Consider the following 26,876-nt stretch of genomic DNA (forward strand, 5'->3'; position numbering starts at 1 on the left):
CGGAAGCGAGCTCTGACGCCGACCGCTGCGGGCATTCGGTATGGCCGAACGCCACTTTGGTGTTACCAAAGAGCCTAGCAACCGCTTGTGGCGAGGGTCAATCGATGAGACAGAGCCTCTTCATGGACGTGGCCCGTCGGACTGCCGGACAGACGCGGGGGCAGACTGCGCCTGGCCGTCCGCGCCGCTGTCCGGGATGGCCAGCCACTGCGGATGGGTGCGCGCCCACTCGATGGTCCGGGTCAGCCCGTCCCTCAGCGTGGTGCCACACCTCCAGCCGAGGAGCTCCCACAACCTGGTGGCATCGGGGATCCGGCGCCGCAGGTCCTGGTAGGCGGGGCCCAGCGCCCGGGCCGTGTCAACAGGTGTGACGACGGTCGTGGAACCGGTGAGGGTGGCGATGAGCTCCACGACCTCCCTCACGGGGGTCTCCGTCATGCTGCCGATGTTGAAGGCTTCGCCCACGGCTCTCGGGCTCAGGGCAGCCCGCACGGTGCCTTCCACCGCGTCGTCCACGTACGTGAAGCAACGGGTCTGCTCGCCCTGGTCGTAGACCACGAGTGGACGTCCGTTGAGAGCCCGGTGCACATTGCGGCTGACGACGAAGGCGGGCCGTTGCCAGGGCCCGTACGCGTTGAAGTAGCGCACGACCGTGGCCTGCAGCCCGTGCTGGCGGACGAAGGCAAACGTCAGGTGCTCGCACAGGGCCTTGCTGGAGGAGTACACCCAGCGGTCGGCCGTGGTCGGTCCCAGCACCCGGTCGCTGTCCTCCCGCCATGGCACGGAGGGGTTCTTGCCGAAGACCTCGCTGGTGCTGGCTACGATCACCCGTGCGCCGACCCGCGCGGCGGCCGAGAGCGCATTGCGGGTGCCGGAGACGTTGACGTCGATGACGTCCAGCGGTCGGGCGAGGTACTGGTCCACACCCACGACTCCGGCCAGGTGGAAGACCACATCCGCTCCCTTGGCGGCCGTCTCCAGCTGTCCGGCGTCCCGCACGTCTCCGATGACGTGTCTGACGTGTTCACGCTCGGGGGCGCCGGCGCCGCCGGGAGGCGTGCCGTCGAAGACGGTCACATCCCAGCCATCCTTCAGGAGCCGGTCGACCAAGTGGCCTCCGATGAATCCGGAACCCCCCGTGACCAGGGCGCGGGAGGCGTTCAACGTCCGATTCCCCGGTAGCCGTAACCCAGCCGACGTATCGCCACGATCTTCTCCTTGGGAAGGTAGGCCCGCCCGTCCAGGACGAGGCACGAGTCGGCGAGGGGGAGCTTCGCGAAGTCGAGGTCCTCGAACTCCCGGTGCAGGGCGAGCACTGCCAGGCAGTCGGCGCCGCGGACCGCCTCGTGCAGACTCGCGGCCGGCTTCAGCTGCATGAGCGCCTCCACCTGCGCGGGGTCTGTCAGCGGGTCGTACACCCGAACCCGCACGCCTTCCTTGGCCAGTGCTTCGACGACCGCGTGCGCCGGCGTGGCTCGCAGGTCCCCGGTGTTGTTTTTGAAGGCAAGGCCGAGTACCGCGACCGTTGCCGTGGTGAGGTCCTTGCGCCGCGCGGCCAGGTCGTCGAGTATCAGCCGGGCGGTGTGAGCCGGCATGCCGGAGTTGACCGCGCGGCCCGCCGGGGCAGTGAGAATGTCCAGGCCGCGCCTGCGGGCCGACTGCCACACCATCCACGGGTCCTTGGTGAGGCAGGAGCCGCCGACGCCGACACTGGGCAGCAGGATGTTGACGTTGCCGCTGCCCTTGGGGATCGTGTTGGCGGCGGCGATCACGTCCAGCACGTCCACATCGAATAGCTCGCAGAACTTCGCCAGTTCGTTGGCGAGCGCGATGTTGAGGTCGATCCACCAGTTGTCGGCCAGCTTGACGACCTCCGCCGCCTCGAGGGAGTCCTGAGGCATGACCTCAACCCCCAGGGAGCGCCGCCAGAACTCGCCGGCCTCCCGGGTGCTGCGTTCGTCGATCCCGCCGACCACGATGGGAAAGGTGCGGAGCTCTCGGAGCGCGGTGCCCTCGGCGAGCCGCTCGGGGCTGAAGGACAGCAAGAAGTCCTTCCCGCCGGTCAGGCCGCTCCTCTCCAGCAGCGGCAGCACCAGTTCCCGGGTGGTGCCGGGCGGCACGGTGCTCTTCAGGACCACCTGCTGCCCGGGCCGAAGGTGGTCGCTCAAGGACAGGCAGGCACTGCGCAGCTGGGTATCGGCCAGGGATCCGTCCTCGGTCACGGGGGTGCCGACGGCCACGATCACCACGTCGGCGGCGGAGACCGCGGCGTAGTCGGTGGTGACGCGCAGCCGACCGCGTGCGAGAGCGTCGCCTACCAACTCCCGCAGTCCCTCCTCATGAAGGCTGGGCCGGCCGTTGTTCAACTCGTCGATACGTTCAGGGGTGACATCGATGCCGATGACGTGCTGGCCGCGGTCGGCCAGGGTTGCCGCAAGGCACAGGCCGACGTAACCCAGCCCGATCACGGCCACTGTTTGTTGGGTCTCGTCCTTGGTGAGCCGCATGAGCGCCCTCTGAGGGTAGGTCGAGTCACTGGGTAATACCTGCCAAAAATGGTTCACCGCATCTGGCATTGGTATGACCATGTCTGGCACTCTAGTGATTGCCGTCAGGGTGCGTCAACGAGGCTTGGACCGCCGCGACGTACACCCAACGAGGCTTCTGCGGCCCAGAGTGGCCAAGGGGAGGGATTACGTCCTTGAAGGCTCTCGTACTCTCCGGCGGCTCAGGCACCCGCCTGCGCCCCATCACCCACACCTCTGCGAAGCAGCTGGTGCCAGTCGCCAACAAGCCCGTCCTCTTCTATGGCCTCGAGTCGATCGCGGAGGCCGGCATCACCGACGTCGGCATCATCGTCGGCGAAACCGCTGACGAGATCCAGGAGGCTGTCGGCGACGGCACCAAGTTCAACATCAATGCCACGTACATCCGTCAGGAAGCCCCGCTGGGGCTGGCGCATGCGGTGCTGATCGCCCATGAATTTCTAGGCGACAGCGACTTCGTGATGTACCTCGGTGACAACTTCATCCTTGGCGGTATCACGGGTCTCGTCGACGACTTCCGTGCGGAACGGCCCGACGCGAGGATCCTCCTCACCCCCGTATCCAACCCCACCGCCTTCGGGGTGGCCGAGTTGGACGCCGAGGACCGGGTCGTCCGCCTGGAGGAGAAGCCGACCCGGCCGAAGAGCGATCTGGCGCTCGTCGGAGTCTTCATCTTCACCTCGGCAATCCATCAGGCCGTACGCTCGATCAAACCCTCATGGCGCGGCGAACTCGAGATAACCCACGCCATCCAGTGGCTCATCGACACCCGGCACGATGTCCGCTCGACCACCATTTCCGGTTACTGGAAGGACACCGGGAACGTCGGCGACATGCTCGAGGTGAACCGCTCAATCCTGGAGAGGCTCGAGCCCCATGTCGAGGGAACGGTCGATGTCTCGAGCGAGATCATCGGCCGGGTGCGGATCGATGAGGGCGCCGAAGTGCGGGGCTCGCGCATCGTCGGACCGGCCGTCATCGGTCCTGGCTCGGTGATCACCGGTTCTTATATCGGGCCATTTACGTCGGTTTCCGAAAACTGTCGAATCGACGACAGTGAAATCGAGTACTCCATCGTGCTGCGCGACTCCTCCATCAAGGGTGTTCGCCGCGTGCAGGCCTCACTCATCGGCCGCAGCGTGGAGGTCACGCCGGCCCCCCGCAGTCCTGCAGCTCATCAACTTGTCCTTGGCGACTACAGCAAAGTGCAGATAACTTCCTGACTGTTGACGGGTCTTCACCCACTGTGATGAAATCCCATCGGGGTGGGACCGAACGGTTTTCGGTATCTCGAACAAGGAGTCCGGATGGCCATTCCAACCCCCCGATCCGATAAGTACAACCTGTTATCGATACCGCTCTTTCGCCCTGTGGTGCCCGCGACGGCAAAGGAGCGAGTAGCGCAGGTCCTGGACTCGCCGTGGATCGGTTTGGGACCCGTCACCGAAGAGTTCGAGGCGGCATTCGCCGAAAAGATCGGGGCCCGTCACGTGGTCGCCGTCAATTCCGGCACCGCCGCGCTCCATCTGGCCCTCCGCCTCATGGGCATCGGCCCAGGCGACGAGGTGATTCTCCCGGCCAACACGTTCGTGGCAACTGGCCATGCTGTCCTGTACGAGCAGGCCGTCCCTGTCTTCGCCGACATCGATCCCTCCACCGGCAACATCGACCCGGAACACATACGGACGCTGATCTCTCCGCGCACCGCGGCCGTCATCGCCGTGCACTACGCGGGCGCAGTGAGTTCCATGGACGAGATTCGAGCCCTGGCACGACAGGCAGGCATCGCCGTACTGGAGGACTGCGCCCACGCCTGCGGCGCTCGGTACCGGGACCGGCCCCTTGGGGAACTCGGCACCTTCCAGGCCTATTCCTTCCAGGCCACCAAGAACCTTGCCACAGGCGAAGGCGGTGCGCTGGTCGTCCCCACCGAACATGACGCCGTGCGGGGCCGCCGGATACGCCGGCTCGGGATCGGCCACAGAAACGACGCGTCAACCGTCCCTGGGAACTGGGACTATGCCGTCGACGAGGTCGGTTTCAAGTACAACATGAGCGACATACAGGCCGCGATAGGGCTGGCGCAGCTCGACGTGCTCGACGAGGTCAACGCAGCGCGCGCCCGGTTGGCCGCTCACTATGCCCGGCGGTTGGCCTCCATGCCCGGAGTTCGTACGCTCAACCACCCGCACACCGCTGGCAGCAGCAACTTCCTCATGCCCGTCATGGCCGACGACCGCGACGGCCTGATGGCCGCGCTGGAGGAGGCGGGCGTCGGCACCGGCGTCCACTTCCGGCGCATCGACAGTTATCCGATGTACAAGCTGTCGGACCTTCCGCATACCGACTGGTTCTGGCGGCACCAACTCTCGCTGCCGATGCACTCGCTGCTCACGCATGAGGACGTGGACTACATCTGCGATGTCATCGAAAGCACCGTCCGGAAGGGGAAGCACCAGTGCAGCCAGAACTCAGCGTGATCATCCCGGTCTACGACTCGGAGCTCTATCTCGAGCGCTGTCTCGACTCGGTAGCCGGGCAGACTCTGAGCGATATGGAGGTCATCCTCGTCGACGACGGCTCGACTGACGCGAGCCGGGACCTGGCCGACGAGTACACGCGCCGCGATAGCCGGTTCCGTCTCGTCTGCCAGGAGAACCGTGGATCGGGTGCGGCGCGCAACACCGGCCTGCAGCAGGCGACCGGGCGCTACCTGGCCTTCTCGGACTGCGATGACATCGTTGCGGAGAACGCCTATGAACGGCTGGTCGGTTCCCTGCGCGAGACTGGTTCCGACATCGCCTGTGGCGGAGTGCGGAGGTTCAACCGCGAGGGCGAGTGGTCGTCACCGCTCCACGAGGGAATCTTTGACGCCTCGCGGAAGAGCACCCACATCACGCGGTGGACGAACCTTCTCGGCGATCGCACGGTGTGGAACAAGGTGTACCGGCGTTCCTTCTGGGAGGAGAAGGAGTTGTTGTACGCCGAGCACCCCTTCGAGGACGGATGCCTCGCCGTTCGTGCGCACGTGCTTGCGCGCGCCGTTGACGTGCTGTCCGGCCCGGTGTACTTCTGGCGGCAACGTGACGAAGGCCCCCTGTCCACTACTCAGCGCGTGTACGACCTGTCCCTCCTCGACGGACGAATGCAGCAGGTCAGGACGATTTCGGGCTTCCTGGGCGAGCGCAGTGCAGACCTGAAGAGGGCCTATGACCTAGTCGCGCTAGACCATGATCTCCTGATATTGCTCACTGCGGTCCCGCACGTCGCTCCCGCCGTCCAAGAGGAGATCCTCGCCTTTGCAGTCGCGTTCTGCGAGAAGGCCGAGCAACACGTGTTCGAACAGCTCGACCACAGGGATCAGGAGTGCTACTCGCTGCTTCGAGCAGATCGGGTCGACGACCTCATGCAGCACCTAATGCGGCGGCCAGACAGGGCTTTCCTGTAATCACGTGCCCGATCGGACAGGGTGCGTGTGGCAACGGCATGAGGGAGAAACGCGTTGGACGTCCAGCCCGAACAGTCGCCTCGATTCTATCTGGTGCGACTCGAACCCGGCGAGGACATCGCTGACAGCCTGTGCTTACTGGCCAAGGAGTACGAGCTGCCGGCGATGGCCATCGCGAGTGCGGTCGGGAGTGTCGAGAAGGTTGTCTACTCCACTGCGATCCGAGACAGCTCGGGAACTCCTGCCTACTCCAAGCCCAGGAGGCACGAAGGATGCACGGAGATAGGGTCTCTGCAAGGACATGTGGGTTATGACCTCGACGAGGTGCCCTTTGCCCATCTCCACGGGGTCTTCGCGTCGTCCGAAGGCGGGGTTTTCGCCGGCCACGTCCATGAGGCGCGGGTCCTGGTCACGGTGGAGCTCGGTCTGATCGCCGCCTCCTCGGCGCTGTGGCGCAGGCAGCCCCTGCACGGGTTCGACGGCAACGGGCTGGCCGGGTTCCATCCCGTTTTCGTCACCGGTCCCCAGTGTTCAGCGCAGTCTCACCCGGCCGACGAGTAAAGGTCCCGCTGCCGCGTCTCGGGCAGCAGCAGTACGCAGCAGAGAGACACCATACCCAGCGCGCTGACGTACCAGCCGACGGCAGAGGAACCGATGCCCGACTGGAGTTGTGCGGCCACGATCGGAGTCAGCGCGCCCCCAAGCACGCCGCCCAGGTTGTAGGCCAGGCTTGCCCCGGAGTATCGCACCCTGACCTGGAAGAGTTCTGGGAGGTACGCGCCCATCGGGCCATAGATCAGTCCCATGCAGAACAGGGCACCGCCCAGTGCGAGAGTAATGAGCAGCGGGTGGGTGGTGTCCATCAAGGGGAAGAGGGCGAGTCCCCAGAGGGTGGCTGCGGCCGTACCTGCCAGGACCATTTTTCGCCGTCCAAAGGTGTCGGAACGCACCGCCGCGAGCCATGTACCAGCCGCGAGGAACAGCACGGCGACCAGCGACACGACGAGCATGGTGTTGCGTTCCACGCCGAGCGGCCCGGTCGCATAGGACAGGCAGTACGTCGTGGCGGTGTAGAAGAGGCCGTACGCCGCGGTCATGGCACCCGCTCCGAGAAGTAGTTCCTTCGGGTGGGCACGCAACACCTCAACGAAGGGAATACGGCTAGCGTCGTTCCGGGCCATCACTGTCGCAAAAGCTGGGGTCTCGCTGATCTTCAGCCGGACCATGAGCCCCACGGCCACCAGAACTATGGAGGCGAGGAACGGCACACGCCACCCCCACATGGAGAAGGCCCTCTCACTGAGGCCGGTGGACAGCGCCAGGAAGACCGCGGTGGCGGCGAAGAATCCCAGTGACGGCCCCAGTTGAGGGAAGGCCGCGAACATGCCGCGCCTCTTGGCAGGCGCGTGTTCCACTGCGAGCAGCGCCGCACCGCCCCACTCCCCACCCAGCCCTATTCCTTGCAGGAAGCGCAAGGTCACGAGTGCGATCGGTGCCCAGAGACCCCACGTGCTGTACGAGGGCAGCAAGCCGATGGCAACGGTCGACAATCCCATCAGAAGCAGCGAGACGACCAGCATAGACTTGCGGCCGACGCGGTCGCCGAAGTGCCCGAATACCACAGATCCAAGAGGGCGGGCAACGAAGGCGACAGCGTAGGTGGAGAACGATGCCAACGTGGCCGTGGCAGGGGAAAGATTGGGAAAAAACGCTTCATTCAAGACAAGGGCGGCCGCGATCCCGTAAATGTAGAAGTCGTAGAACTCAATGGCCGTGCCGATGAGGCTCGCCGTGGCGATGCGGCTCATGCTTTCCGGCGATGCTGGTACTGAAGGGGGCGCTACCTTGCCAGAAGGGTCGACGGTCCCGTGTCCAGGAGTGGGTGGGTTCTGGTCGGCAGGGGAGTACACGGCAGTCCCTTCCAGCGCGGCTCTGGTGCTTGTGGTATGGCTAATTGTCTGAGCGGTATGACCATTGTCAAGGTCCTGGGCAACGGCGCGCTTGTGCGAGGAGAAAGGGACTTGTGATGTCGGACCACGATGCGGCGCGAGGGGGAAGCATGTCCGAGGGGTTCAGGTCGGACCCGATCGCCCGAGGCTTGATCGATGTCGTCAGGGAAATCGGCCTCGGAGGTCGGCTGCCAAGCGAACGGTTGCTTGCTGAGCGTCTCGGTGTCAGCCGTACGGCCCTGCGAGATCGTCTCCAGCTCCTCGAAGCGTTCGGCGTTCTGCGCCGGGTGACAGGCTCCGGCACCTATGTGCAGGCACTGGACCCCGAAGGGTTGGCGTTCGCCCTAGACATCGGCACGAACGCCAGCGGTCTCGACCTGCCCTCTTTGCATAGCGTCAGGGTCGGCCTGGAGCGACAGGCAGCCATTGAAGCAGCCATCAACGGCGATCCCGTCCTGCAGGCACATATGCGCCGGCAGGTGCTGGTCATGGAGCGGGCCACGGATCCCGAGGAGTTGGACCGTGCCGACCTGGCCTTCCACGCTGCGCTCTTCGAGGCGTCAGAGAATCCGGCGTTGGTGTTCTTCTCCCAGGCCTTGGTCCACGCGCTGCGCGAATCGATCCTCGAACGTCGTTACCGGATGCGCGAATTGGCGCACGATCGTGACCTCATGGTCAACACCCATAACTCCATCCACCGCGCGGTCGAGAGCGGCAGTCCCGCTGCCGCCGCTGCAGCGGTCGACGCTCATTTCAGCGCATTTCAAAAGGCGACGGACCCAGTCGGCGGATGGCCAGCCGATGTGACGGCCCGGCGGAAGACCGAGTCGAACAGTTCGCGCTGAGCACGCGAGACACCACGCTCCGCTAGTGCGCGGCGTCGCAGCGGCAGCGTCGGGGCATGTATGGTAGTACCAATCCCCGGAACGACGGTGAGCTCGCGCACCCCCGCCGCTTGCCGCGCACAGCGTCCGCCACCTCACCGGACGTGCGGTTGACGCGGCCGCTGCTGAGCGACCTCGGCAGAGCTGGGTCGACAGCCCGTCGGCACCGGTTCCATCACGCTGCCGACTCTCCAAGCCTTTCCGGCTTTCTCTATGCCGTCACACGTGACAGGAGCAGTTCAGGTGCAGCCACTCGACTTCGAGAGCAAGGTTTTCGACAAGGAGTACATTCAGGTCGCCGACCGCCGGGAGGCGATTGTCCGAGGCGGTCGAAATCTCTTCCCACGTCTGCCGCAGGCATTCGAGGGGATCGACCAGATTGGCGTCATCGGCTGGGGTCCGCAAGGCTCGGCGCAGGCGCAGAATCTGAGGGACTCACTGGCCGGTGCCGTGCGTGTCGTGGTGGGTCTTAGGGCTGGCTCCGGTTCGATGGAGGACGCACGCAAGGCCGGTTTCACCGAAGAGAACGGCACCTTGGGCGAGATGTTCGAGGTCATGGCCGCCTCCGACATGGTGCTGCTACTGATTTCCGACGCTGCACAGACAGAACTGGCGCCCCGCGTCTTCGCGACGCTGAAGCCGGGCACCACCCTTGGGCTTTCACACGGCTTCCTGCTCGGTCACCTCCAGAACACCGGGGGAGCCTTCCCGGACAACATCGATGTCATCGCCGTCTGCCCCAAAGGCATGGGGCGGTCTGTGCGCGCGCTGTACGAGCAGGGTGCCGAAGTCAATGGTGCCGGGATCAACGCCAGTTTCGCCGTCCACCAGGACGTTACCGGCAAGGCGGTGGACCGTGCGCTGGGCTGGTCCGTTGCACTCGGCTCGCCGTACACCTTCCAGACGACACTCAGCTCGGAATACATCTCAGACATCGCCGGTGAGCGAAGCATCCTGCTCGGCGCGGTGCACGGCATCGTCGAGAGCCTTTACCGCCGTTACCGGGGCGAGGGAGTCGCTCCCGAGGAAGCCTTCACGCGTTCCACCGAGTCCATCACGGGGCCGATCACACGGATCATCTCGAAGCAGGGCATCCGTGCCGTCTACGAGCAGCTGACCGAGCAGGACCGCGAGACGTTCCGCACGGCTTACAGTGCTGCCTACCCAGTCGGTTGCGAGCTCGTCACCGAGATCCATGACGAGGTCCGGTCCGGGAACGAGATCCGCAGCGTGGTCCTCGCCGGCGAGCGAGTCAAGCGCTACCCGCTCGGTAAGATCGACGGTGCCGAGATGTGGCGGATCGGGGAGAAGGTGCGGGCCACGAGGGTCGAGGAGGAGATTCCGCTCGACCCGTTCACTGCGGGCGTCTACTGCGGCGTAATGATGGCGCAGATCGACGTGCTGATGGAGCGGGGTCATCCCTACTCGGAAATCGCAAACGAGTCCGTGATTGAGAGCGTGGATTCGCTCAACCCCTACATGCGAGCCCGTGGCGTGGCCTACATGGTGGACAACTGCTCCGTCACGGCCAGGCTGGGCGCCCGCAAGTGGGCGGGGCGCTTCGACTACCTGCTGACCGAGCAAGCGTACCCGGCCGTCGACGAGGGGACAGTGGACGCGTCCGCCTTCGACGCCTTCCTCGCGCATCCCATCCATGACGTGCTCCGTACGTGTGGTGAGCTCCGTCCGGCCGTCGACATCTATGTGGAGTAGTTCTGTGAGGTAGCCACGCAGAAATCCCGCCTGGCGGCTCACTCCGCTGTGCGGAGCAGAAAGTGCCTGGTGGTGAAGACGAGGTGATGAGCCTTCTGGTAGACAGCCCCTCACGATCTCAGTCTGGCTGGCTGTGGCGCGCCGTCGCCGCATACGAGGCTGATGTGATCCGCGGCACGGCCGCCGGACGAGCCGTGGCTTGAGTATGCGAGGGGCGCTGCCGTCGGCGCAGTGGCACCAGCTACCAGAATGGCCCGAGCGTCGTCTTGTTTCGCCGTGCGATGCGACTCATGACTACCAAGTCATCGAAGCCGAGAACATGAACAATCGAGTAGGTGTGCCGTGGCGGATGTGATCGAGGCCCGAGGGCTGTCCAGGGTCTTTCACACGAGTGTGCGCCGGCCCGGTCCGGGCGGTGCTTTGCGTTCCCTTGTCAACCCGCTGCGCGTGGCGAAGACCGCAGTGGAGAACGTCTCCTTCTCCGTGGGAGCCGGCCAGTTGCTGGCGCTCCTGGGCCCCAATGGCGCCGGGAAGTCCACGACTATCAAGATGCTCACCGGCATCCTCACCCCGACCGCCGGGGAGGCACGGGTCGCTGGTGTAGTCCCGTACGGCGATCGGGAGCGCAACGCACGCAATATCGGGGCGGTTTTCGGACAGCGCACTCAACTGTGGTGGGACCTGCCGGTCCGCGAGTCCTTCAGCATCCTGCGCGACATCTACGATATCCCGGCCGCCGAACACCGGGCCCGGCTGGCGGAGTTCGACAGTCTGCTGGAGCTATCCTCTTTCTGGGGCACTCGGGTGCGCCACCTCTCGCTCGGCCAGCGGGTCCGCTCTGACCTGGCCGCCGCCTTGCTGCACGATCCGCCTGTGGTCTTCCTCGACGAGCCGACGATCGGTATGGATGTTGTCGTCAAGGAGCAGGTGCGCGACTTCCTGCGATACCAGGTGGAAAAGCGCGGCCGTACCGTCCTGCTCACCACACACGACATGACAGAAGTGGCACGGCTGGCCGAGCGGGTGGTCCTGATCAACCACGGCCGGATCGTGCTGGACGGCCCGCTGGAGGAGATCCGGCGGCGCTTCGGCGGTACCTGGCAGGTGCGGATCACCTTGACCGACCCGGTCGCCGACATCGTTGCCCTGCCTGGTGTTGCGGTGCTACGCCATGAAGGCCCGCGCCTGGTCTTCGGTCCGGATGGACCGCAGGCGCCGAGTGTCCACGAGGCGCTGAAGCTGATCATCGAGCGCTACGAGGTTTCCGATATCGCTTTGGAAGAGAATGACCTGGAGGACGTCATGCGGGCCGCCTATCTACGGGCGCCCGACCCCACCGATGAGACGGTAGAACTGACCCGGCCGTCCGGCGCCGCACCATCGGCCGGTTCGGCCGTGCGGAGCGGCTGACCGATGGCAGCCGTCTCTTCCACGGCCGCAGTGGCGAGCGCGGTCCGCGTCGCCCGCATCACACCGCTCGGTGAATTCCTCGCCCCGCCCCGCATCACCGCGAACCTGCTGCGCATCGTCGTGCAGACCGTCCTGGTCGTCGCGCTGTGGAGGGGGTTGTACGCCGACGTGGGCTCGGGCACGATGGCCGGACTGACCCGCGAGCAGGCGGTCAGCTACGCGGTGCTGGCCGTCTTAGCCACGCGCGTCCGCGGCCTCGACCGCTCCGCCGCTCGTGACACGGTCATCCAGCACTTACACTTCGGGACGATCGTCTACTGGTTTTTGCGCCCGATCTCGCCTCGCCGTTACTACGCATTGCGTGCACTAGGCGACCAGATCTACGGGCTGTTGTGGCTGCTCACTGGGTACGCAGCCTGCCTCGCCGCCGGAGTGGCGCGGCCACCGGCTACCCTGGCGGTCGCAGGGGTCGCCACGCTCAGTCTGTTGCTGGGGCAGTGGGTGCTGTACTACGTGATGCTGCTGATCGACCTGCTGTGCTTCTGGACGCTGCGCAATCAAGCTGCCCTGCTCCTCCTCGTCTTCGCGCAAAACCTGCTGTCCGGGGTGTACGCACCGCTGTGGTATTTCCCCGACTGGTTCATCACCGTGAGCGCCTTCCTGCCCTTCCAGGCGACGCTCGCTGTGCCGCTCTCGCTGTACGTTGGTCGGCTTCCGCTTGCTGACGCCCTGCCCCAACTCGCCCTCCAAGTGGGATGGGTGGTCTTGCTTGCTGTCCTGACCCGGATGCTGTGGCACCGCGCTGCACGGCGGGTCGTCTCTCAAGGAGGCTGACCGTGTCCAAATCGGCCGTGGCGGTCGCCTGGCGGATCACCAAGCTCAACTTCCGCGCGCAATTGGAGTACCGCACCGAGTTCTTCATGATGGTCGCCATCGGGGTGGTCTGGCAGCTATCGGTCATCGTCTTCGCGACCGTGCTGCTCAGCCGATTCGCCGGGATGGGCGGCTGGGCTGCGTCCGACGCGCTGCTGATCGCGGCCATGCGAATGCTGTCGCACGGTCTGTTCGTGCTGTTCTTCGGCCGGGTGCACTATCTGGCGCACCGGGTCCAGGAAGGTGTCATCGATGCGGCACTGCTGCGACCGATGCCCGTGTACCGGCAAGTGCAGCTGATGTTCTTCCCCACGAACGCAATAGGCGACCTCATCGTCGGTGTGGGCCTGTTCGTGGGGGCGATGCTCCGCAGCACCCTGCATTGGACGCCGGGCCGGACCGCGTTTTTGGTGGCGGGCGTTCTCGGCGGGATGCTGGTGGAGGCGGCCCTGTTCACCGCTCTGTCGGCCGCGTCGCTTCACTATCCGGCGACGTCGTATTGGGGCACCTGGTTGGAGGAACTTCTAGGGACTTTCGGGAGCTATCCGCTGAGCGTGCTGCCGACGGCGGTGTCCGGGGCGTTGACGTACGTACTACCGCTGGCGTTCATCGCGTACTTCCCAGCCGGGGTGCTAACGGGCCACGGCACGGAGCTCGGCGTCCCGGTGTGGGTGGCGGCGGCCTCCCCCGTTTTCGGACTGGCCGCCTTCATAGGCGCACGCCTGCTGTGGAACCGGAGCCTGCGGTATTACACCGGGGTCAACGGCTGAGTGTCGTCTCCGGCATGATGGAACCCGGGTGCGGCCTCGCCACGGCTGGTAGGGACCGGTCAGTCTTCTGAGTGCGCCGCCGGGGCCGGAACCTGCGCGGCATGACCACGAAGTCGCTGAACTTCATGGTGATGAACCGCACCGCAGTCGGGGCGCTGGCTGTGCCGCAGCCACGTCGCGGCGGGCCGCTCCAGCCCGTAAAGCGCGTAGAACAGGTGTGCCCAATCGCGGCATTCTCCGGACGCCGCTCTTGCGCGTGAGACCCCGCTCCTGGTGGTGCCTGTGGGTGGCGCATGTGCATGATCTCGATCTGGCGGAAGTGATTCTCGGCCAACTTCCAGGCCGGTTCGGCCGACTGGGCGCCCTCACCTGACGAGGCAGGTTTCTCAGGCGGCGACGCCGAGTTCGGTGCGGGTGCGGTGGATGAACTCGCGGACCTCGGGCTCGCGCCGCCAGGGGGCGAGGGCGTCGTTGAACTCGCGGACGTAGTCCTTGGCCCGGCTGGACTGGACGCGGGCGAGGATGTCGACGGACCGGTTGCCGAGTGCGAGGCCGTGGTCGAGGTCGCGCGCCTGGAGGTGGGCGGTTCCCACGATGGCGAGCCGCATGCCGACGGAGCGGGTGAAAATGCCCGGTGGCATAGCGGCGGCCTGCTGGTTCCAGGCCAGGGTGGACTTGGGGTTCTTCAGGTCGCGGAAGACCTCGGCGGCGTCCGCTGACAGACGGGCGTGGTGATAGAAGTCGATCCATGCGGGCTCGTCCCCGCTGTCCGCCTTCGCCCGCCCCAGCAGATCCTCGGAGATCTTCAGGGCCTTCGAGGCCGCCTTCGGGTCGCGCTCGCGGGCGTGAGCGCGGGCCTCGATCAGTTTGGTGAACGCCAGCACCCGGGGCACGGCATGGCCCCTGGCTCGTTCGAAGGCGCCCTGCGTCATGTCGACGGCCTCGCTGGCGAATCCCCGCATGAGGGACTGCATGGCCATCGTGGTCAGGACGTAGCAGCCCAGTTGCACGTCGCCGCCGGCGCGGGCGAGGCGGAGGGCTTGGATGAAGTGCCGCTGGGCGGCGTCGTGCTGGCCGACGTCGAATGCCGTCCATCCGGCGAGCCGGGACAACTCGGCGGTCACCGAGAACAGTTCGCGGCCGATCCCGTCGGAGAACGAGCCCTGCAGCAGCGGGCCGGCCCGGCGGTCAAGACAGTCGGTGACGGAATTGGCCTTCCAGTTCCCGCCGCCGTATTTCGAGTCCCACCGCCTCGCGTCGTCTGCGGCCTCGCGCAGTTCGGCGAGGTCGGCCCGGCCGACCTGCTTCCCGCCTTCATGGTCGGCGGTCTCGTCTGCGGGGGTGACGAGCCATCGGGTGACGGGGGTGGTGAAGGCGGAGGCGGCGAAGCCGGACCCAGCCTGGGTGAGGAAGTCGCGGCGGTTCACGGAGCTCCAGAACATGGTGGCGACGCGGACGGCGTCGGCGGGGTCCCTGGGGAAATCCAACCCCACCGAGGCGTCGATTGTCTCCGCCTCGCCCATCCCGATTTCATCGAGGCCGACGGGCCGGCTGAGCCTCTCGCCGAGGGCCTGCGCCAGCAGTTTCGGGACCGGCCATTTCGGCGTCATCCCTCGCCTGCACCAGTTCGCGACCGAAGTGTGCGAGTAGTCGGTCTCTATCCCGGCATGGTGGGCAAGCTGGTTGACGCGCAGAGCCAGGGACTTGTGGCTCGCGCCGCAGGCCTCGATGAGCCGGGCCAGGTCCGTGTTGGGCGGACGGGTCCGGCGCTTGGTCGATGCCACGACCTTCTCCCTTGCCGGCGGGCGGGACGCACACGACTCGAACAGACGGTTGAGCATGTGCGTCTGTACTCGGTGGAGCACGAGGTCCCGTACTCGGCTGGCAACGAAGAGTCGTACGCGTTCCGCGGGTTGGGTCACCGAGGGTATGTCCTCGCGGGCCGCGGTGAACCGCGTCCGCGAGTTGTGAGCCCCCTTGCGAGCCCTCCCCGGGATCTTTCCGGACGGCTGTGATGAGAGCCCAGGCCGCCCCGGGGACCGGACCGGGTTCCTGCCGGCGGCGGCCGCCGTCAAGGCATCACCACACTCGGGGGTGAACCAGGTATGTGCGGAATCGCAGGACTGGCCGGAGCCGACGGCGCCCGGCACGAGCACACGGTCGCCGCGATGGGCACCTCGCAGGCCCACCGCGGCCCGGACGGCACCGTCCACGCCGCCACCGCGGACGGGCGGGCGGTGCTGGCGATGAACACGCTGCTGATCGTCGACCCGCACGCCCTGCCAGGCCCTTACCTCGACCGCGAGAGCGGGGTCCTGCTGGCCTTCAACGGCGAGATCTACAACTACCGGGCCCAGGCTGCTGCTTGGGGCATTCCCCTCGCGCAACGGGAGACGGACGCGCATCTGCTGCTGCGGGCCTGGGCCAAACTCGGCCCTTCCTGCCTGGACGGGCTGGACGGCATGTTCGCCCTCGCGGCTTATGACCCGCGCGTCGGCAAGCTGTTCCTGGCCCGCGACCGGCTGGGGGAGAAGCCGCTCTACTGGCGTCTGGACGGCGGCCGGCTCGCGTTCGCCTCCGAGGTCACCACCTTGACCGGCTACGGACCGGCCCCGCTGGTCCTGCGGCCGGAGGTGATCGCGATCGAGACGCCGGCCGGCGTCGACACCCCGTTCCAGGGCATCCAGCTGCTGGCCCCGGCGACCCTGATGACCTTCGACGTCGCCACCGGCTCCCTGGACCAGCACGTCTACTGGACCCTGGCCGACCGCCAGCCCTTCACCGGAACCTACGCCGAGGCCCTGGCGAAGTTCTCCGTCGTCCTGACCGAGCAGGTTCCGCTGCGGGCTCCGGCAGGCGACTTCGCCCTCCTGCTCTCCGGCGGGCTTGATTCGTCGGTGCTGGCCTACCTGCTGCGGCCGCCGGTCTGCGTCACCGTCCGCTACCCGGGCCAGGACCGCCTCGACGAGTCGCAGATCGCGGCCCGGATCGCCTCCGACATCGGCGCCGAACTCGTGGTGGTCGAGCCGGACCACATCGACTTCACCAAGGCCCTGCCGCACATGATGTCCGCGCTGGACTACCCGATGGGCAACGCCTCCACGTTCTCCGAATACATGGCCTACCGGAGGATTGCCGAACTCGGCCTGCGGGTCGTGGCCGGCGGCCTCGGCCCGGACGAGTTCCTCATGGGCTACGTCCGTCACTCCCTGGTCCTCTTCGGCGCCGAGGCCGTGCTGGCCGCCGGGATGGACGCCTACCGGCCGCTGGCCGCCAAGCTCCTGCACCCGGCCGGGGAGAAGCTGGATCCTGCGGAGGCGGTCACCCGGCTCGTCCTGCGCGGCCCCGACCCCGGCAACCGGATCCGCGCCCTGCTCGCGGGCACGATGGAGAAAGCCGGCGGGGACCTGGCCCGCGGGCTCACCCTCGCCGACCTGGCGACGGCCTGGCGGCCGCTGGTGATGACCAGCGACAAGCTCGCCTCCGCCTACGCTCTCGAACGGCGGTCCCCCTACCTGGCCCGCGACCTGGTCGAGCTGTCCTACCGGCTTCCCGCCGAGCACAAGATCGCCCACCCGGCCGAGGGCAAGCGGATCCTGCGGGATGCCGCGAAGGCCGTCGGCCTGCCCCGGGAGGTCTGGGGCAGCCGGGACAAGCTCGGCTTCGCCTCTCCGGTTCCCTCCTGGCTGAACGGGCCGCTGGCGGCGTGGGCGGACGCCCAGATCCGCGCCGCCCTCGCGGAGGCCCCGGTCGCGATGCGCCTGTTACTGGAGGGCGGACTCAAACCGGGCGGGCGGTTCGACCGCACCCGGACGCAGGCACTCATGGCGGCCGCCTGGTTGGGTGACCAGACAGCGAGGGCGGCCGCATGACGGCCCCTCACCTCACTACGGTGTCCGGATGCACCAGGACACCACTGCCGACAGCCCGTCCGCCGCCCGCGGAGCGGTCGCGATCATCACCAACCACCGCGGCGAACTCCTCCTCCACCTCCGCGACGACCTGCCCGGCATCGCCTGGCCGAACCACTGGAGCGTCCTGGGAGGCGGCTGCGACCCCGGCGAGAGACCACGCCAGGCGATCGTCCGCGAACTCGACGAGGAAGCCGGCCTGACCGTCGACGGCTTGACCGAGCTGTTCGAGATCCGCGACGAGCACGGCTCCGGCCAGATCATCACCTTCTTCGCCGCCTCCTGGGACGGCGACGAGACCGAACTGCCCCTCGCCGAGGGCGTCAAGCTCCAGTTCCTCGCCCCCGAAGACCTCGAAGTCCGCACGATCCCGCCGTTCATCCGGGACGGGATCAACCACTACCTGGCCACCCGGCCCGCCTGAACACCCCGCCCGCACGGGCGGAGCGAGGGGTGAGGCCCGTCGGCGGCCCCCACCCTCACGAAGGAACCCGCTCATGAAGCTCACCGTCGTCGGCTGCGGCTACCTCGGCGCCACCCACGCGGCCTGCATGGCCGAACTCGGCCACGAGGTCCTCGGCATGGACTGCGACATCGACAAGGTCCACACCCTCGGCTCCGGCAAAGCACCCTTCCACGAACGCGGCCTCGACGATATGCTGGCCCGCCACACCGCCTCCGGCCGCCTGAAGTTCACCACCTCCTACGCCGAGGCCGCCGCCTTCGCCGACCTGCACTTCATCGGCGTCGGCACACCCCAGCAACCCGGCGAGCACGCCTACGACCTCACCCATCTCTTCGCAGCCGTCCGCCAGCTCGCGCCCCGCCTCAAACACCCGGCGGTCATCGCGGTGAAGTCGACCGTCCCGGTCGGCACCGCACCCCGCGTCCGCGACCTGCTGCACGAGTTCGCGCCCGCCGGGGACGCTGTCGAGGTCGCCTGGAACCCGGAGTTCCTGCGCGAGTCGTTCGCTGTTGAGGACACCCTGCGCCCCGACCGCCTCGTCCTCGGCTTCGCCACCGAGCGCTCCCGGGCCGAGACGGTGCTGCGGCAGTGCTTCGAGAAGATCATCAAGGCGGGGACGCCGACGATCGTCACCGACTGGGCCACCGCCGAACTCGCCAAAGCCTCCGCGAACGCCTTCCTCGCCACGAAGATCTCCTTCATCAACGCCATCGCCGAGGTCTGCGAGGCATCCGGCGCCGACGTCGGCCGGCTCGCCGACATCCTCGGCCACGACACACGGATCGGGCGGCGCGGGATGCGTCCCGGCCTCGGCTTCGGCGGCGGCTGCCTGCCGAAGGACATCCGCGGGTTCATGGCCCGCGCCGGCGAACTCGGCGTCGGCCAAGCCCTGACGATCCTCCGCGAGGTCGACGCGATCAACAACCGGCGCCGCGAGCGCATGGTCGACCTCGCCCGCGAACAGGCCGGCGGCAACCTCAGCGGCAAGCGGATCACCGTCTGGGGCGCCGCCTTCAAGCCCGACACCGACGACATCCGCGACTCGCCCGCCCTCGCCGTCGCCCACAAGCTCCACGAACTCGGCGCAAGCGTCACCGTCACCGACCCGAAGGCCCTCGACAACGCCCGCAAGGCCCACCCGGAACTCGACTACGCCGACGACCCCATCGCCGCCGCCCAGGGCGGCGATCTGCTCCTGCACCTGACCGAGTGGCCGCAGTACTCCCACGTCGACCCGCACCGCCTCGCCGCCCACGTCACCACCCCGAAGGTCATCGACGGCCGCAGCACCCTCAACCCCGCCCTCTGGCGCGAAGCCGGCTGGACCTTCCGCGCCCTCGGCCGCCCCTGAATCTGTCACCACCGGCTGCTGGCCCAGACCAGGGAGAACACCTGGTCACGGACCCGCAGCCGTCACGGCACCCGGCGACAGGCACTCACCGGGACAGTTCCTGCGACATTGTTGACCATGACAGCGACATCGTCGTCGTGGTCGGCGGTCCACGACGTCGACGAAACGGGGAGCCGAGCAGAGCCTGCGCCACTCGGTCCGCCGCTTCCCGGTCACCGTCCTGCCGCATCCCGTGCCAGCCCCGCAGATTGGAGGGCACTCGCGGGCAGGCACACCCCGCAGCGGGATCACGGCTCCTGCTCCAGTCGCGGCGCGGGCGCGGGAACCGGGCAGCACAAAGCCCCGGCTGGACGGGGGAGGCCAGCCGGGGCCGTGGGTGGTGGCGTGCGGAGGGCGGTCGCCTCTCGGCGAAGTGCTCCATGGGGCTTCAGCCGAACGATCGTCCCCATGGGCTATAGGTGAGGCCCGGGGACACTGTCCCCTCCGCAGCCACGTACATCAAGAACAGCGAACTGCCTCTGCCTGTTCCCTCGTTGATGCCGCCCAGGCGTGTGAACTGCAGCACGCCATGGAGGACCTGGCGCAGGAACGGAGCCGGGGCAGCCGCTACTCGGACGGGTGATGCTGACGCATCAGCGAAACCCTGCCCGCCGCCAGGACGTAGTGCCGTACGTGAACCCGATCAACGAAGTGCATGTACAGGAGCCGGGGTTGGCCGTCGTCGACATCACGGCCGCCGACGCCGCGACCGCTCTCGCCCTCCAGGAGGCTCTCGCCGCACAGTGGGCGACGGCGACCGCAGACCGTGTCACGCGCGATCCGGGCCAGCCCGGTGTACGGCTGCGCTGCTACCTGGATTTGCGCCAGCCGCTCGGCTCATAAACCCGGCAGTGGGCCGGAGTTGGCCGTGACATCCCGTCTCTGGGGCGGGATGTACCGCACGGCTGCCGGGCGCCACGGATGACGTCCCGTCTGTCGGCAATGCCGGAGGCGCTTCTGCTGGTACGCCAGCGGGACGGTTGGGAGCCCGCTTTGGCCGACGAGTGGAATTCTGAACTCCCACAGGCGTCAGGCCCTGTCCGAGAGGTGCTACGTTACGCCGACAGGGGAGCGGGGTCCGGTTCATGCCGATTCGCCGCATGCGGCATGTCTCGGCTGGTCGTCACAGCTGGCGAGCCGACGGCCGTTGATACAGGTCCGACCGCAAGTGGGGAACGTGGCGCAAGCAGGGTCGCATTCGGCGGCAGGCCAGATGACCGGATACCTCTACCAGTGCGAACTGGCCCTGCTGGAACTCGCCGAGCGCAGCTGGGACGACATCACGGTCGAAGTCCGCATGGAAGTCCTCGACGACATCGAGTTCCTGTACCAGGACAGCAGCGACCCGTTCGTGCTGCTGCAGTCCAAACACCGTGAGCGTGCCGGGCGGCTGAGCGAGACGGGCAAGGACTTCTGGCGCTCGGTCGCCTCCTGGGTCGATGCTCTGACCGTGCTGGGGCGTCTGTCTGACGGGACCATGCCGCTGCTGCGGCTGGCCACCACTCAGGTAGCGGCCGAAGGCACCTTCCTCCACAAACTCCGCCCCGGCCCCGGGCGTTCCGTCGACGATGCCCTGGCCGGCATGGAGACGGTCGCGAGAGCGGCCGAGCCCGGCAACACCGCGGACGACCGCAAGAAGTTCACCGACCTCACCCCTGCCCAGCGCTACCGGCTGGTCGCCGCCATGGAGATCAGCGATGCGTCGCCGCTGATGTCAGACCTCGACTCTAAGCTGGCCCGCGCACTGGGGATCAGGCCTGGCCAGCACGCCCGCGCCATCCTCGACGACATCAAGGGGTGGTGGTACGGCATGGCCGTGGAGTTGCTGGACAAGAACCGAACACGGGCCTCGGCCACCGCCCAGGAACTGCAGTGCCGCCTGGAAGAGACCCTCGACCGGTTCACGGGCAAGAACCTGCCCATCACCGAAACACTGCGCCGCCTCACCCAGGCCGAGATCACGGCCTACAAGAACGACCTGGTCGTTGCCCAGATGCAGTGGATCGGCCTCAAGGACCGCACCATCGCCAGCCACTTGCGCGACTACCACTATGCCCGTGCGCAGCGCTCCGCATGGCTGCGCGACTTCACGATCACCGAACAGGCCCTCGGCGACTACGAGCGGCTCCTGTGGGACGAGTGGGACCACGTCTTCACCCGGCACACGGACGCGGTCGAGGACGATACTCCCGCCGCCGAACGCAAGGCCGTCGGTAAACGCGTCCTCGACGACTCCATGGACAAGGCCGCTGGCATTCCCGCCCGCCCCGGCAGCACCACCGAAAGCTGGATCGGACGCGGCACCCTGCACAGTCTCGCTGGCAGGGCCCACAGCGCCGAGGACGATGAATCGGTCGGTTGGCATCCCGACTATCCCGACCTGTGCCAGAACCACAACGAGCAGCCAGGCCAGTGACCATGACCAACCACCGCGTTCCCGAAGCCCAGGCCCTGCTCAACACAGCCTTCGGCGCCTACCTCCTGGCGACCGGCGTCCACGCCGCGACCAAGAAGGCCAACCGCCCCCTGCCCTGGCCCAGCGCCTTCCTCGTGCTGCCCCTGGTGCTCCCCACCGACACCCGCAACGACCTGCCCACCCAGGCCGTCCACTCGATGTCCGCCTGGCTCACCGAACACCCCCAGCACCAGGCCGCCTTCGCCCTGCGGGCCGCTGCCCTGACCGAATACACCCGCGCCAGCCTGCGCACCGCCCTACGCCACCACGCCCTCGGGTCACCGCAGCAGGACTGCGCTGCCCCGCCCGCCCAAGGCCGCCTCGCAAGCCCCCAGCGATGAAGTCGCCGACTGCGCCCGCCGCGCCGGCCTCGTCGGCCGCTGGCTCGCCGTCGTCGAGCCAGCCCTTGCCTACAACCTCCTCGGCGTCCGCCCCTGACCACCTCTGCCCAAGGAGCCTACGAACCACCATGCAGCTACTCGCCCTGGCCCTCTACCACCGAGACGGCCGGCCCACCCCCAGGGTCGTGCGGTTTCGTCCCGGGGCGCTCAACATCCTCACCGGCGAGTCCGAAACCGGGAAGTCCGAGATCCTCGACATCGTCGACTACTGCCTGGGCCGCAGCACCCCCAACCTGCCGGACGAACCCATCGACCGGACCGTGGGCTGGTACGCGCTCCTGGTCGCCTTCCACGACAGCCGCATGCTCCTGGCCCGGCCCCGCCCCGCAGGCGCCTCGACTACCCAGGCCATGATCCGCACCGGCGGAGACACCCTCGACCTGCCCCGTGCCGACGAACTGACACCGAACTCGAACGTCGCCGCGCTGCGCAGCCAGGTCAGTGCCCGCCTGGGCATCGAGGACTTCCGCTTCCAGCCGCCCACCGGCGCCGCCCGCCAGGCTTTTGACGTCTCCGTCGCCCAGGCGGCCCTGCTGTGCTTCCAGAACCAGAACGAGATCGCCGATAAGAAGGCCCTCTTCCACCGCCAGACCGAAAACGGCATCGCCCAGACCCTCAAGGACACCCTGCCCTACTTCCTCGGAGCCGCCGGACCTGAACAGGCCCTGCGCCGCCACCACCTCAACGAGGCCCAGCGCGCCCAGCGCGCCGCCCAGCGCAAGCTCGACGACGCCCACCGCCACCGCGACGCCGTGGACGCCAGCGGTGTCGCCCTGCTCCGCCTCGCCCAGAGCGAAGGACTCCTGGAGGAAGTCCCCCCGGCCCCCGCCGCAGAGGAGATCCGCGCTCTCCTGGAGCAGGCGCTCACCGTCACGGTCTCCACCGTGGGCCCGGTGGATCTCACAGACCGGCGCCAGGGCCTGACCGACGAGCGACGGCACCTGCGCGAGCAACTGCAGCAGCTCGACGAGGCACTCGCCCTCGTCGACCGCTGGCAAAAGCAGGGAGAGGCCTTCACCGGCGAACTCCACCTGCAACTCGGCCGCCTGCAGACCATCAACCTCCTGGGACCCGAACGCGACTACGACACCGCTCTGTGCCCGATGTGCACCCGCCCGCTGGAGGAACCGGACGCCTCGGCGGCAGAGATCACCACACTCACCGCGCAGCTTGCGGAAGAACTCGACCAGGCCCAGGGCATCCAGCCGATCCGCGACGAGCACCGCAGATCCCTCCAAGCCGAACGGGCAGCCGTCGTCGAACGCCTCAAGGTCAACGGGGCGCAACTGCGGGAACTGACCACCAACGACGAACGCATGCGCAACCTCCAGGACCAGCATGTGCGCATCGCCCGGATCCAGGGACGCATCGACCAAGCTCTCACCGCCGGCACCGGATCACCCGCTGGCGACATCGGCGAACTGCGCAACAACCTGGTCCTGGCCCAGGAGAACGTCGCCACCCTTCAAGCCCTGATCGACGAGGACGACGTCGCCGCCGAGGCGGAACGTCGGCTGGCCGACATCGCCGTCAACATGACAGCCTGGGCCCGGCGCCTGGACCTGGGCCAGGCCGCCTCCGCGGACGAAGTCGCCATCAGCCTCAGCCAGCTCAACGTCGTCGTACGACGCCCCCAAGGACGCCTCCCGCTCAACCGCATCGGCAGCGCCAAGAACTGGATCGGCTACCACATGGTCGCCCATCTCGCCCTGCACACCTACTTCCGGCTTCACCGCCGGCCCGTCCCCGGCTTCCTCATGTTCGATCAGCCGACCCAGGCCTTTTTCCCCGCCAAGATCAAGGACGCCACCACCGTCCAAGACGCCGACTGGAACACCGTCACCGCCTACTTCGAACTCCTCAAAGACGTAGCCGACCTCAACGAAGGCGCTCTGCAGATCATCGTGTGCGACCACGCCAACCTCACCGAAGAACCCTGGTTCCAGGACGCCATCGTCGAGAACTGGCGGCCGCTCGACGGTCAGCGCAAGGCCCTGATCCCGAACGACTGGCTTGACTGACACCCGCGCACAAAGGGCCCGGCTCTGCGAGCGCGAGCCGGGCCCCGCGAAGGCTTGGACGCCGGTGCCACGGCCGCAGCACTGGCACAGCGACCTCACCCTGCCTGCGAAGCGATGGCTGAACCAGCAGATCCCCACATATTCCCAGACGCCACTGCGCCACGGCGTCTTCGATTCCCTGGCCTGGATGATGAAGAGGCGTAGAACAGTAGCGGACCAGGTCCGCCCCGAACGGCTGCCGAGGATGAGGTCTCGAAGCCGACGGGCGGGAATTCAGATGGTCAGGCAGTTCAGCACTTCGACGGCCGCTGCAGTGGCGTGCTGCTGCAGCGCAAGGTCGTTCACGAGAGTGTCGGTGTCGCACTCCTCCTCGCCCAGTGTCGTGGTGACGTGCACCCTGTGCCGCTCGAAAAGTCGTCGCCGCTGGTGGCAGGGGGACGGGTCGTCGGCTGGCAGCATGTCTGGATGATCGTGTCCCTGCTGTACAAGGTGACCCGGAAGTTGCTCTCCCTGCCGTCGGCGCTGCTTCGCGGGGATGCAGCAAAGGACGCGGAACTTCTCGTGCTGCGCCACGAAAATGCGGTGCTGCGCCGACAGCTGGCCAACCAGGTCCGCTACGAACCAGCCGATCGATTCTGGTTCGCTGCCCTCTCCGGCCTGATACCTCGGCGTCACTGGCGCGACATCTTCCCGGTCACCCCCGGCACCCTGCTCGGCTGGCACCGCCGATTCATCACCGCGAAGTGGGACTACAGCGCGCGCAGACGCACCGGTCGGCCGCCCACCGCAGCGGCGATCAAGAACCTCGTGCTTCGACTCGCCAGCGAGAATCGGCGATGGGGGCACCGGCGGATCCAGGGCGAGTTGGCTCGGCTCGGGCACCGGATCGCGGCCTCGACAGTGTGGGAGATTCTCCACGCGGCGGGCATCGACCCGGCGCCGCGTCGCTCCGGTCCGACTTGGCGCGAGTTCCTCACCGCCCAGGCCGAGGGCATCATCGCAGCGGACTTCTTCCACATCGACACCGTGTTCGGCAGGCGGTTGTACGCGCTGGCCTTCTTCGAGCACGGCACCCGGCGCCTGCACATCACCGGCGTCACCGCCCACCCGACGCGCGAATGGACGGTGCAGCAGGCGAGGAATCTCGCCGCCGACCTCGGAGTACGCATGGAGTCCCTGCGCTTCCTGCTGCGCGATCGAGACGGCAAGTACGGCGACGCGTTCGACGCAGTCTTCGAGGCCGAGAAACTGGACGTGATCAAGAGTGCGCCGCGGGCACCTCGGATGAACGCCCACTGCGAGCGCGTCATCGGCAGCATCTGGCGCGAAGTTCTCGACCACGTCCTCATCCTCGGAGAGGCCCACGCGCGACAGGTCCTCGCGGCCTACCAGAGTCACCACAACGAGCACCGGCCCCACCAGGCACGCAACCAGCTACCACCCGATGCTGAGAAGCAGCCTGCTGCGATGGACATCGACACCCATAGGCTGCTGCGCACCCGGATCCTCGGCGGCCTCATCAACGAGTACAGATACGCCGCGTGACGTGCGGCGACGACTTTTCGAGCGGCACACCCACCGCACAGCGCGCGGGCGTCTCTTCATTCGGTGAACGCCACCGACGCCCCCCGAGGTGGGACGGTTCCCCAACGCGTGCGGGAAGTGTCGGCCGGAGTCACCCCGGCTGTGCGGAGACCCGCCGCACCAGGTTGTGGAGTTCGGTCATCGCGGCCTGGAAGTCGGCCCGGTCCTGCTCCTTGAAGCGCCGGAAGTACCAATTGGGCACCCGGGTGTTGCGTTCACGCGATTGGAAGATCATGTCCTGGATCTGCCGGGCCATCACCAGTAACCGGTCGGGCGCGGTGGGGCTGGCGACCGCGCAGTCCAAGAGGGCCAGCACCCGCTCGCGCTCCGCGGCCACCGTCCTTTGCTTACGGCAGGTCTCCAGCCCGATCATCACCGCCCCGAGCGAGGGCACGTACCACTGGAGAACCAGGTCCATGACGCTCAGCCTGATCACCAAGCCGACCACGAGCCCCGCTGCCAGCCAGAGCAGGACTGCCCCCGTGAGAGCCCGGGCGTAGCGCCGCCGCACCCGGGCGCCCCAGCCGAGATTCTGGTACTGGCAGGCCAGTACGTCGTAGGGGCGGGGCAGGAGTGGCACCTCGTAGTAGTCCGTGAGGTCCGCTTCGTCGCCCCGGAAGCGCCGGTTGAGGCTGCTGACCACCTGGGCGCCGGGCGCAGGGCCGACCAGGACATCGTTCCACGGCAGGCCGTAGAGCCGTACGTCGAAGAGCTCCTGGAGCAGGGCCGCCTGACGAGCTGTACCGCTCTCCCAGAGGGTGAGGCCCATCGAGTGGGCAACCGCCCAGGCCCCGCCCAGCAGTGCCACCGATGCCGACCATGACGGGAAGAGCGTCGTGACAACTCCGGCCCCGGCCAGCAGGACGGAAATCCACAGCCTGGCATCGGCCAGGCGCTGGGCCCGGGCGTGAGCCACGGTCATGGCCCGCAGCCGCTGGACCGCTTCGGTCTCGTTCTGCTCCGTCAGTATCGACGGCACGTGCCCTGGTTCGCTACTCATGACGCCCCCGCCGTCCGTCATACCGTGGTCTCACTGTGCCGACTCGGACACGGAG

Annotated in this window: 23 protein-coding genes; 17 read left to right on the forward strand and 6 right to left on the reverse strand. The window is 67.3% G+C overall.

Features of this window, described 5'->3' with window-relative positions; all coding sequences use genetic code 11:
- Positions 1-120 precede the first annotated feature (120 nt).
- Together E4N62_RS45105 and E4N62_RS45110 are read right to left on the reverse strand one after the other, a co-directional pair.
- Positions 121-1,254 carry an NAD-dependent epimerase/dehydratase family protein gene (locus E4N62_RS45105; protein ID WP_230224113.1) on the reverse strand — a complete coding sequence of 378 codons (1,134 nt, stop codon included), beginning with the start codon at positions 1,252-1,254 and terminating at the stop codon, positions 121-123.
- Positions 1,161-2,507, reverse strand: coding sequence for a nucleotide sugar dehydrogenase (locus E4N62_RS45110; protein ID WP_230224115.1), 1,347 nt, complete (start codon positions 2,505-2,507; stop codon positions 1,161-1,163). The genes E4N62_RS45105 and E4N62_RS45110 overlap by 94 nt, the downstream gene beginning before the upstream one ends.
- A gap of 194 nt (positions 2,508-2,701) precedes the next feature.
- Here E4N62_RS45110 and E4N62_RS45115 point away from each other — a divergent pair, with 194 nt between their 5' ends.
- The 4 genes from E4N62_RS45115 (at position 2,702) to E4N62_RS45130 (ending at position 6,555) form a co-directional block, all read left to right on the forward strand.
- Positions 2,702-3,769 (forward strand): glucose-1-phosphate thymidylyltransferase, encoded by a 1,068-nt coding sequence (locus tag E4N62_RS45115; RefSeq protein WP_230224116.1) that lies wholly within the window; start codon positions 2,702-2,704, stop codon positions 3,767-3,769.
- Positions 3,770-3,853: 84 nt separating this feature from the next.
- Positions 3,854-5,026 carry a DegT/DnrJ/EryC1/StrS aminotransferase family protein gene (locus tag E4N62_RS45120; RefSeq protein WP_230224117.1) on the forward strand — a complete coding sequence of 391 codons (1,173 nt, stop codon included), beginning with the start codon at positions 3,854-3,856 and terminating at the stop codon, positions 5,024-5,026.
- Complete coding sequence (locus tag E4N62_RS45125) at positions 5,023-5,994, forward strand: glycosyltransferase family 2 protein (RefSeq protein ID WP_230224118.1); 972 nt, start codon at positions 5,023-5,025, stop codon at positions 5,992-5,994. The genes E4N62_RS45120 and E4N62_RS45125 overlap by 4 nt, the downstream gene beginning before the upstream one ends.
- Positions 5,995-6,048: 54 nt before the next feature.
- Complete coding sequence (locus E4N62_RS45130) at positions 6,049-6,555, forward strand: PPC domain-containing DNA-binding protein (RefSeq protein ID WP_230224119.1); 507 nt, start codon at positions 6,049-6,051, stop codon at positions 6,553-6,555.
- Here E4N62_RS45130 and E4N62_RS45135 read toward each other — a convergent pair.
- Entirely contained in the window at positions 6,537-7,802 is a 1,266-nt protein-coding gene (locus tag E4N62_RS45135) for an MFS transporter (protein WP_230224120.1), read from the reverse strand. The two genes, E4N62_RS45130 and E4N62_RS45135, sit on opposite strands and share 19 nt — an antisense overlap.
- Positions 7,803-8,092: 290 nt before the next feature.
- On the opposite strand from E4N62_RS45135, the gene E4N62_RS45140 reads away from it, so the two are divergent.
- From E4N62_RS45140 to E4N62_RS45160, 5 genes are all read left to right on the forward strand, one after another.
- Positions 8,093-8,788, forward strand: a complete 696-nt coding sequence (locus tag E4N62_RS45140; protein WP_230224121.1) for a FadR/GntR family transcriptional regulator — start codon at positions 8,093-8,095, stop codon at positions 8,786-8,788.
- 282 nt (positions 8,789-9,070) lie between these two features.
- The gene (locus E4N62_RS45145; protein ID WP_230224122.1) at positions 9,071-10,540 is read left to right on the forward strand and encodes a ketol-acid reductoisomerase; all 1,470 of its coding nucleotides are present in this window, start codon (positions 9,071-9,073) and stop codon (positions 10,538-10,540) included.
- Positions 10,541-10,882: 342 nt separating this feature from the next.
- Positions 10,883-11,950 (forward strand): ATP-binding cassette domain-containing protein, encoded by a 1,068-nt coding sequence (locus E4N62_RS45150; protein ID WP_230224124.1) that lies wholly within the window; start codon positions 10,883-10,885, stop codon positions 11,948-11,950.
- 3 nt (positions 11,951-11,953) lie between these two features.
- Positions 11,954-12,784 (forward strand): ABC-2 family transporter protein, encoded by an 831-nt coding sequence (locus E4N62_RS45155; RefSeq protein ID WP_230224125.1) that lies wholly within the window; start codon positions 11,954-11,956, stop codon positions 12,782-12,784.
- 2 nt (positions 12,785-12,786) lie between these two features.
- Positions 12,787-13,593, forward strand: a complete 807-nt coding sequence (locus E4N62_RS45160; protein ID WP_230224126.1) for an ABC transporter permease — start codon at positions 12,787-12,789, stop codon at positions 13,591-13,593.
- Between the two features lie 386 nt (positions 13,594-13,979).
- Here the strand turns inward: E4N62_RS45160 and E4N62_RS45165 are convergent, their stop codons facing one another.
- Complete coding sequence (locus E4N62_RS45165) at positions 13,980-15,377, reverse strand: sporulation protein (protein ID WP_230224127.1); 1,398 nt, start codon at positions 15,375-15,377, stop codon at positions 13,980-13,982.
- Between the two features lie 321 nt (positions 15,378-15,698).
- Between E4N62_RS45165 and E4N62_RS45170 the strand changes: the two genes are divergently transcribed.
- The 7 genes from E4N62_RS45170 to E4N62_RS45200 all read left to right on the forward strand — a co-directional run bounded on the left by E4N62_RS45170 (position 15,699) and on the right by E4N62_RS45200 (position 24,237).
- Positions 15,699-17,465: an asparagine synthetase B gene (locus E4N62_RS45170; RefSeq protein WP_230224128.1), complete on the forward strand. Its 1,767-nt coding sequence runs from the start codon at positions 15,699-15,701 to the stop codon at positions 17,463-17,465.
- A gap of 28 nt (positions 17,466-17,493) precedes the next feature.
- Positions 17,494-17,928 carry an NUDIX domain-containing protein gene (locus E4N62_RS45175; RefSeq protein WP_230224129.1) on the forward strand — a complete coding sequence of 145 codons (435 nt, stop codon included), beginning with the start codon at positions 17,494-17,496 and terminating at the stop codon, positions 17,926-17,928.
- A 73-nt stretch (positions 17,929-18,001) separates the two neighbouring features.
- On the forward strand, positions 18,002-19,321 hold the full coding sequence (locus E4N62_RS45180; RefSeq protein WP_230224130.1) for a UDP-glucose/GDP-mannose dehydrogenase family protein: 1,320 nt from the start codon (positions 18,002-18,004) through the stop codon (positions 19,319-19,321).
- 711 nt (positions 19,322-20,032) lie between these two features.
- Positions 20,033-20,203, forward strand: a complete 171-nt coding sequence (locus E4N62_RS45185) for a DUF6207 family protein (protein WP_230224132.1) — start codon at positions 20,033-20,035, stop codon at positions 20,201-20,203.
- A 370-nt stretch (positions 20,204-20,573) separates the two neighbouring features.
- Positions 20,574-21,776: an ABC-three component system protein gene (locus E4N62_RS45190; RefSeq protein ID WP_230224134.1), complete on the forward strand. Its 1,203-nt coding sequence runs from the start codon at positions 20,574-20,576 to the stop codon at positions 21,774-21,776.
- A 2-nt stretch (positions 21,777-21,778) separates the two neighbouring features.
- Positions 21,779-22,156: a three component ABC system middle component gene (locus E4N62_RS45195; RefSeq protein WP_230224136.1), complete on the forward strand. Its 378-nt coding sequence runs from the start codon at positions 21,779-21,781 to the stop codon at positions 22,154-22,156.
- 128 nt (positions 22,157-22,284) lie between these two features.
- Complete coding sequence (locus E4N62_RS45200; RefSeq protein WP_230224138.1) at positions 22,285-24,237, forward strand: DUF3732 domain-containing protein; 1,953 nt, start codon at positions 22,285-22,287, stop codon at positions 24,235-24,237.
- A 273-nt stretch (positions 24,238-24,510) separates the two neighbouring features.
- On the opposite strand, the gene E4N62_RS45205 is transcribed toward E4N62_RS45200, so the two are convergent.
- The gene (locus E4N62_RS45205) at positions 24,511-24,696 is read right to left on the reverse strand and encodes a hypothetical protein (protein ID WP_230224140.1); all 186 of its coding nucleotides are present in this window, start codon (positions 24,694-24,696) and stop codon (positions 24,511-24,513) included.
- A 6-nt stretch (positions 24,697-24,702) separates the two neighbouring features.
- Here E4N62_RS45205 and E4N62_RS45210 point away from each other — a divergent pair, with 6 nt between their 5' ends.
- Positions 24,703-25,782: an integrase core domain-containing protein gene (locus tag E4N62_RS45210; protein WP_230224142.1), complete on the forward strand. Its 1,080-nt coding sequence runs from the start codon at positions 24,703-24,705 to the stop codon at positions 25,780-25,782.
- Positions 25,783-25,912: 130 nt separating this feature from the next.
- On the opposite strand, the gene E4N62_RS45215 is transcribed toward E4N62_RS45210, so the two are convergent.
- Positions 25,913-26,821 (reverse strand): S-4TM family putative pore-forming effector, encoded by a 909-nt coding sequence (locus E4N62_RS45215; protein WP_230224144.1) that lies wholly within the window; start codon positions 26,819-26,821, stop codon positions 25,913-25,915.
- Positions 26,822-26,876 lie beyond the last annotated feature (55 nt).

Source organism: Streptomyces sp. MNU76 (assembly GCF_020982545.1).
Classification (GTDB): domain Bacteria; phylum Actinomycetota; class Actinomycetes; order Streptomycetales; family Streptomycetaceae; genus Streptomyces.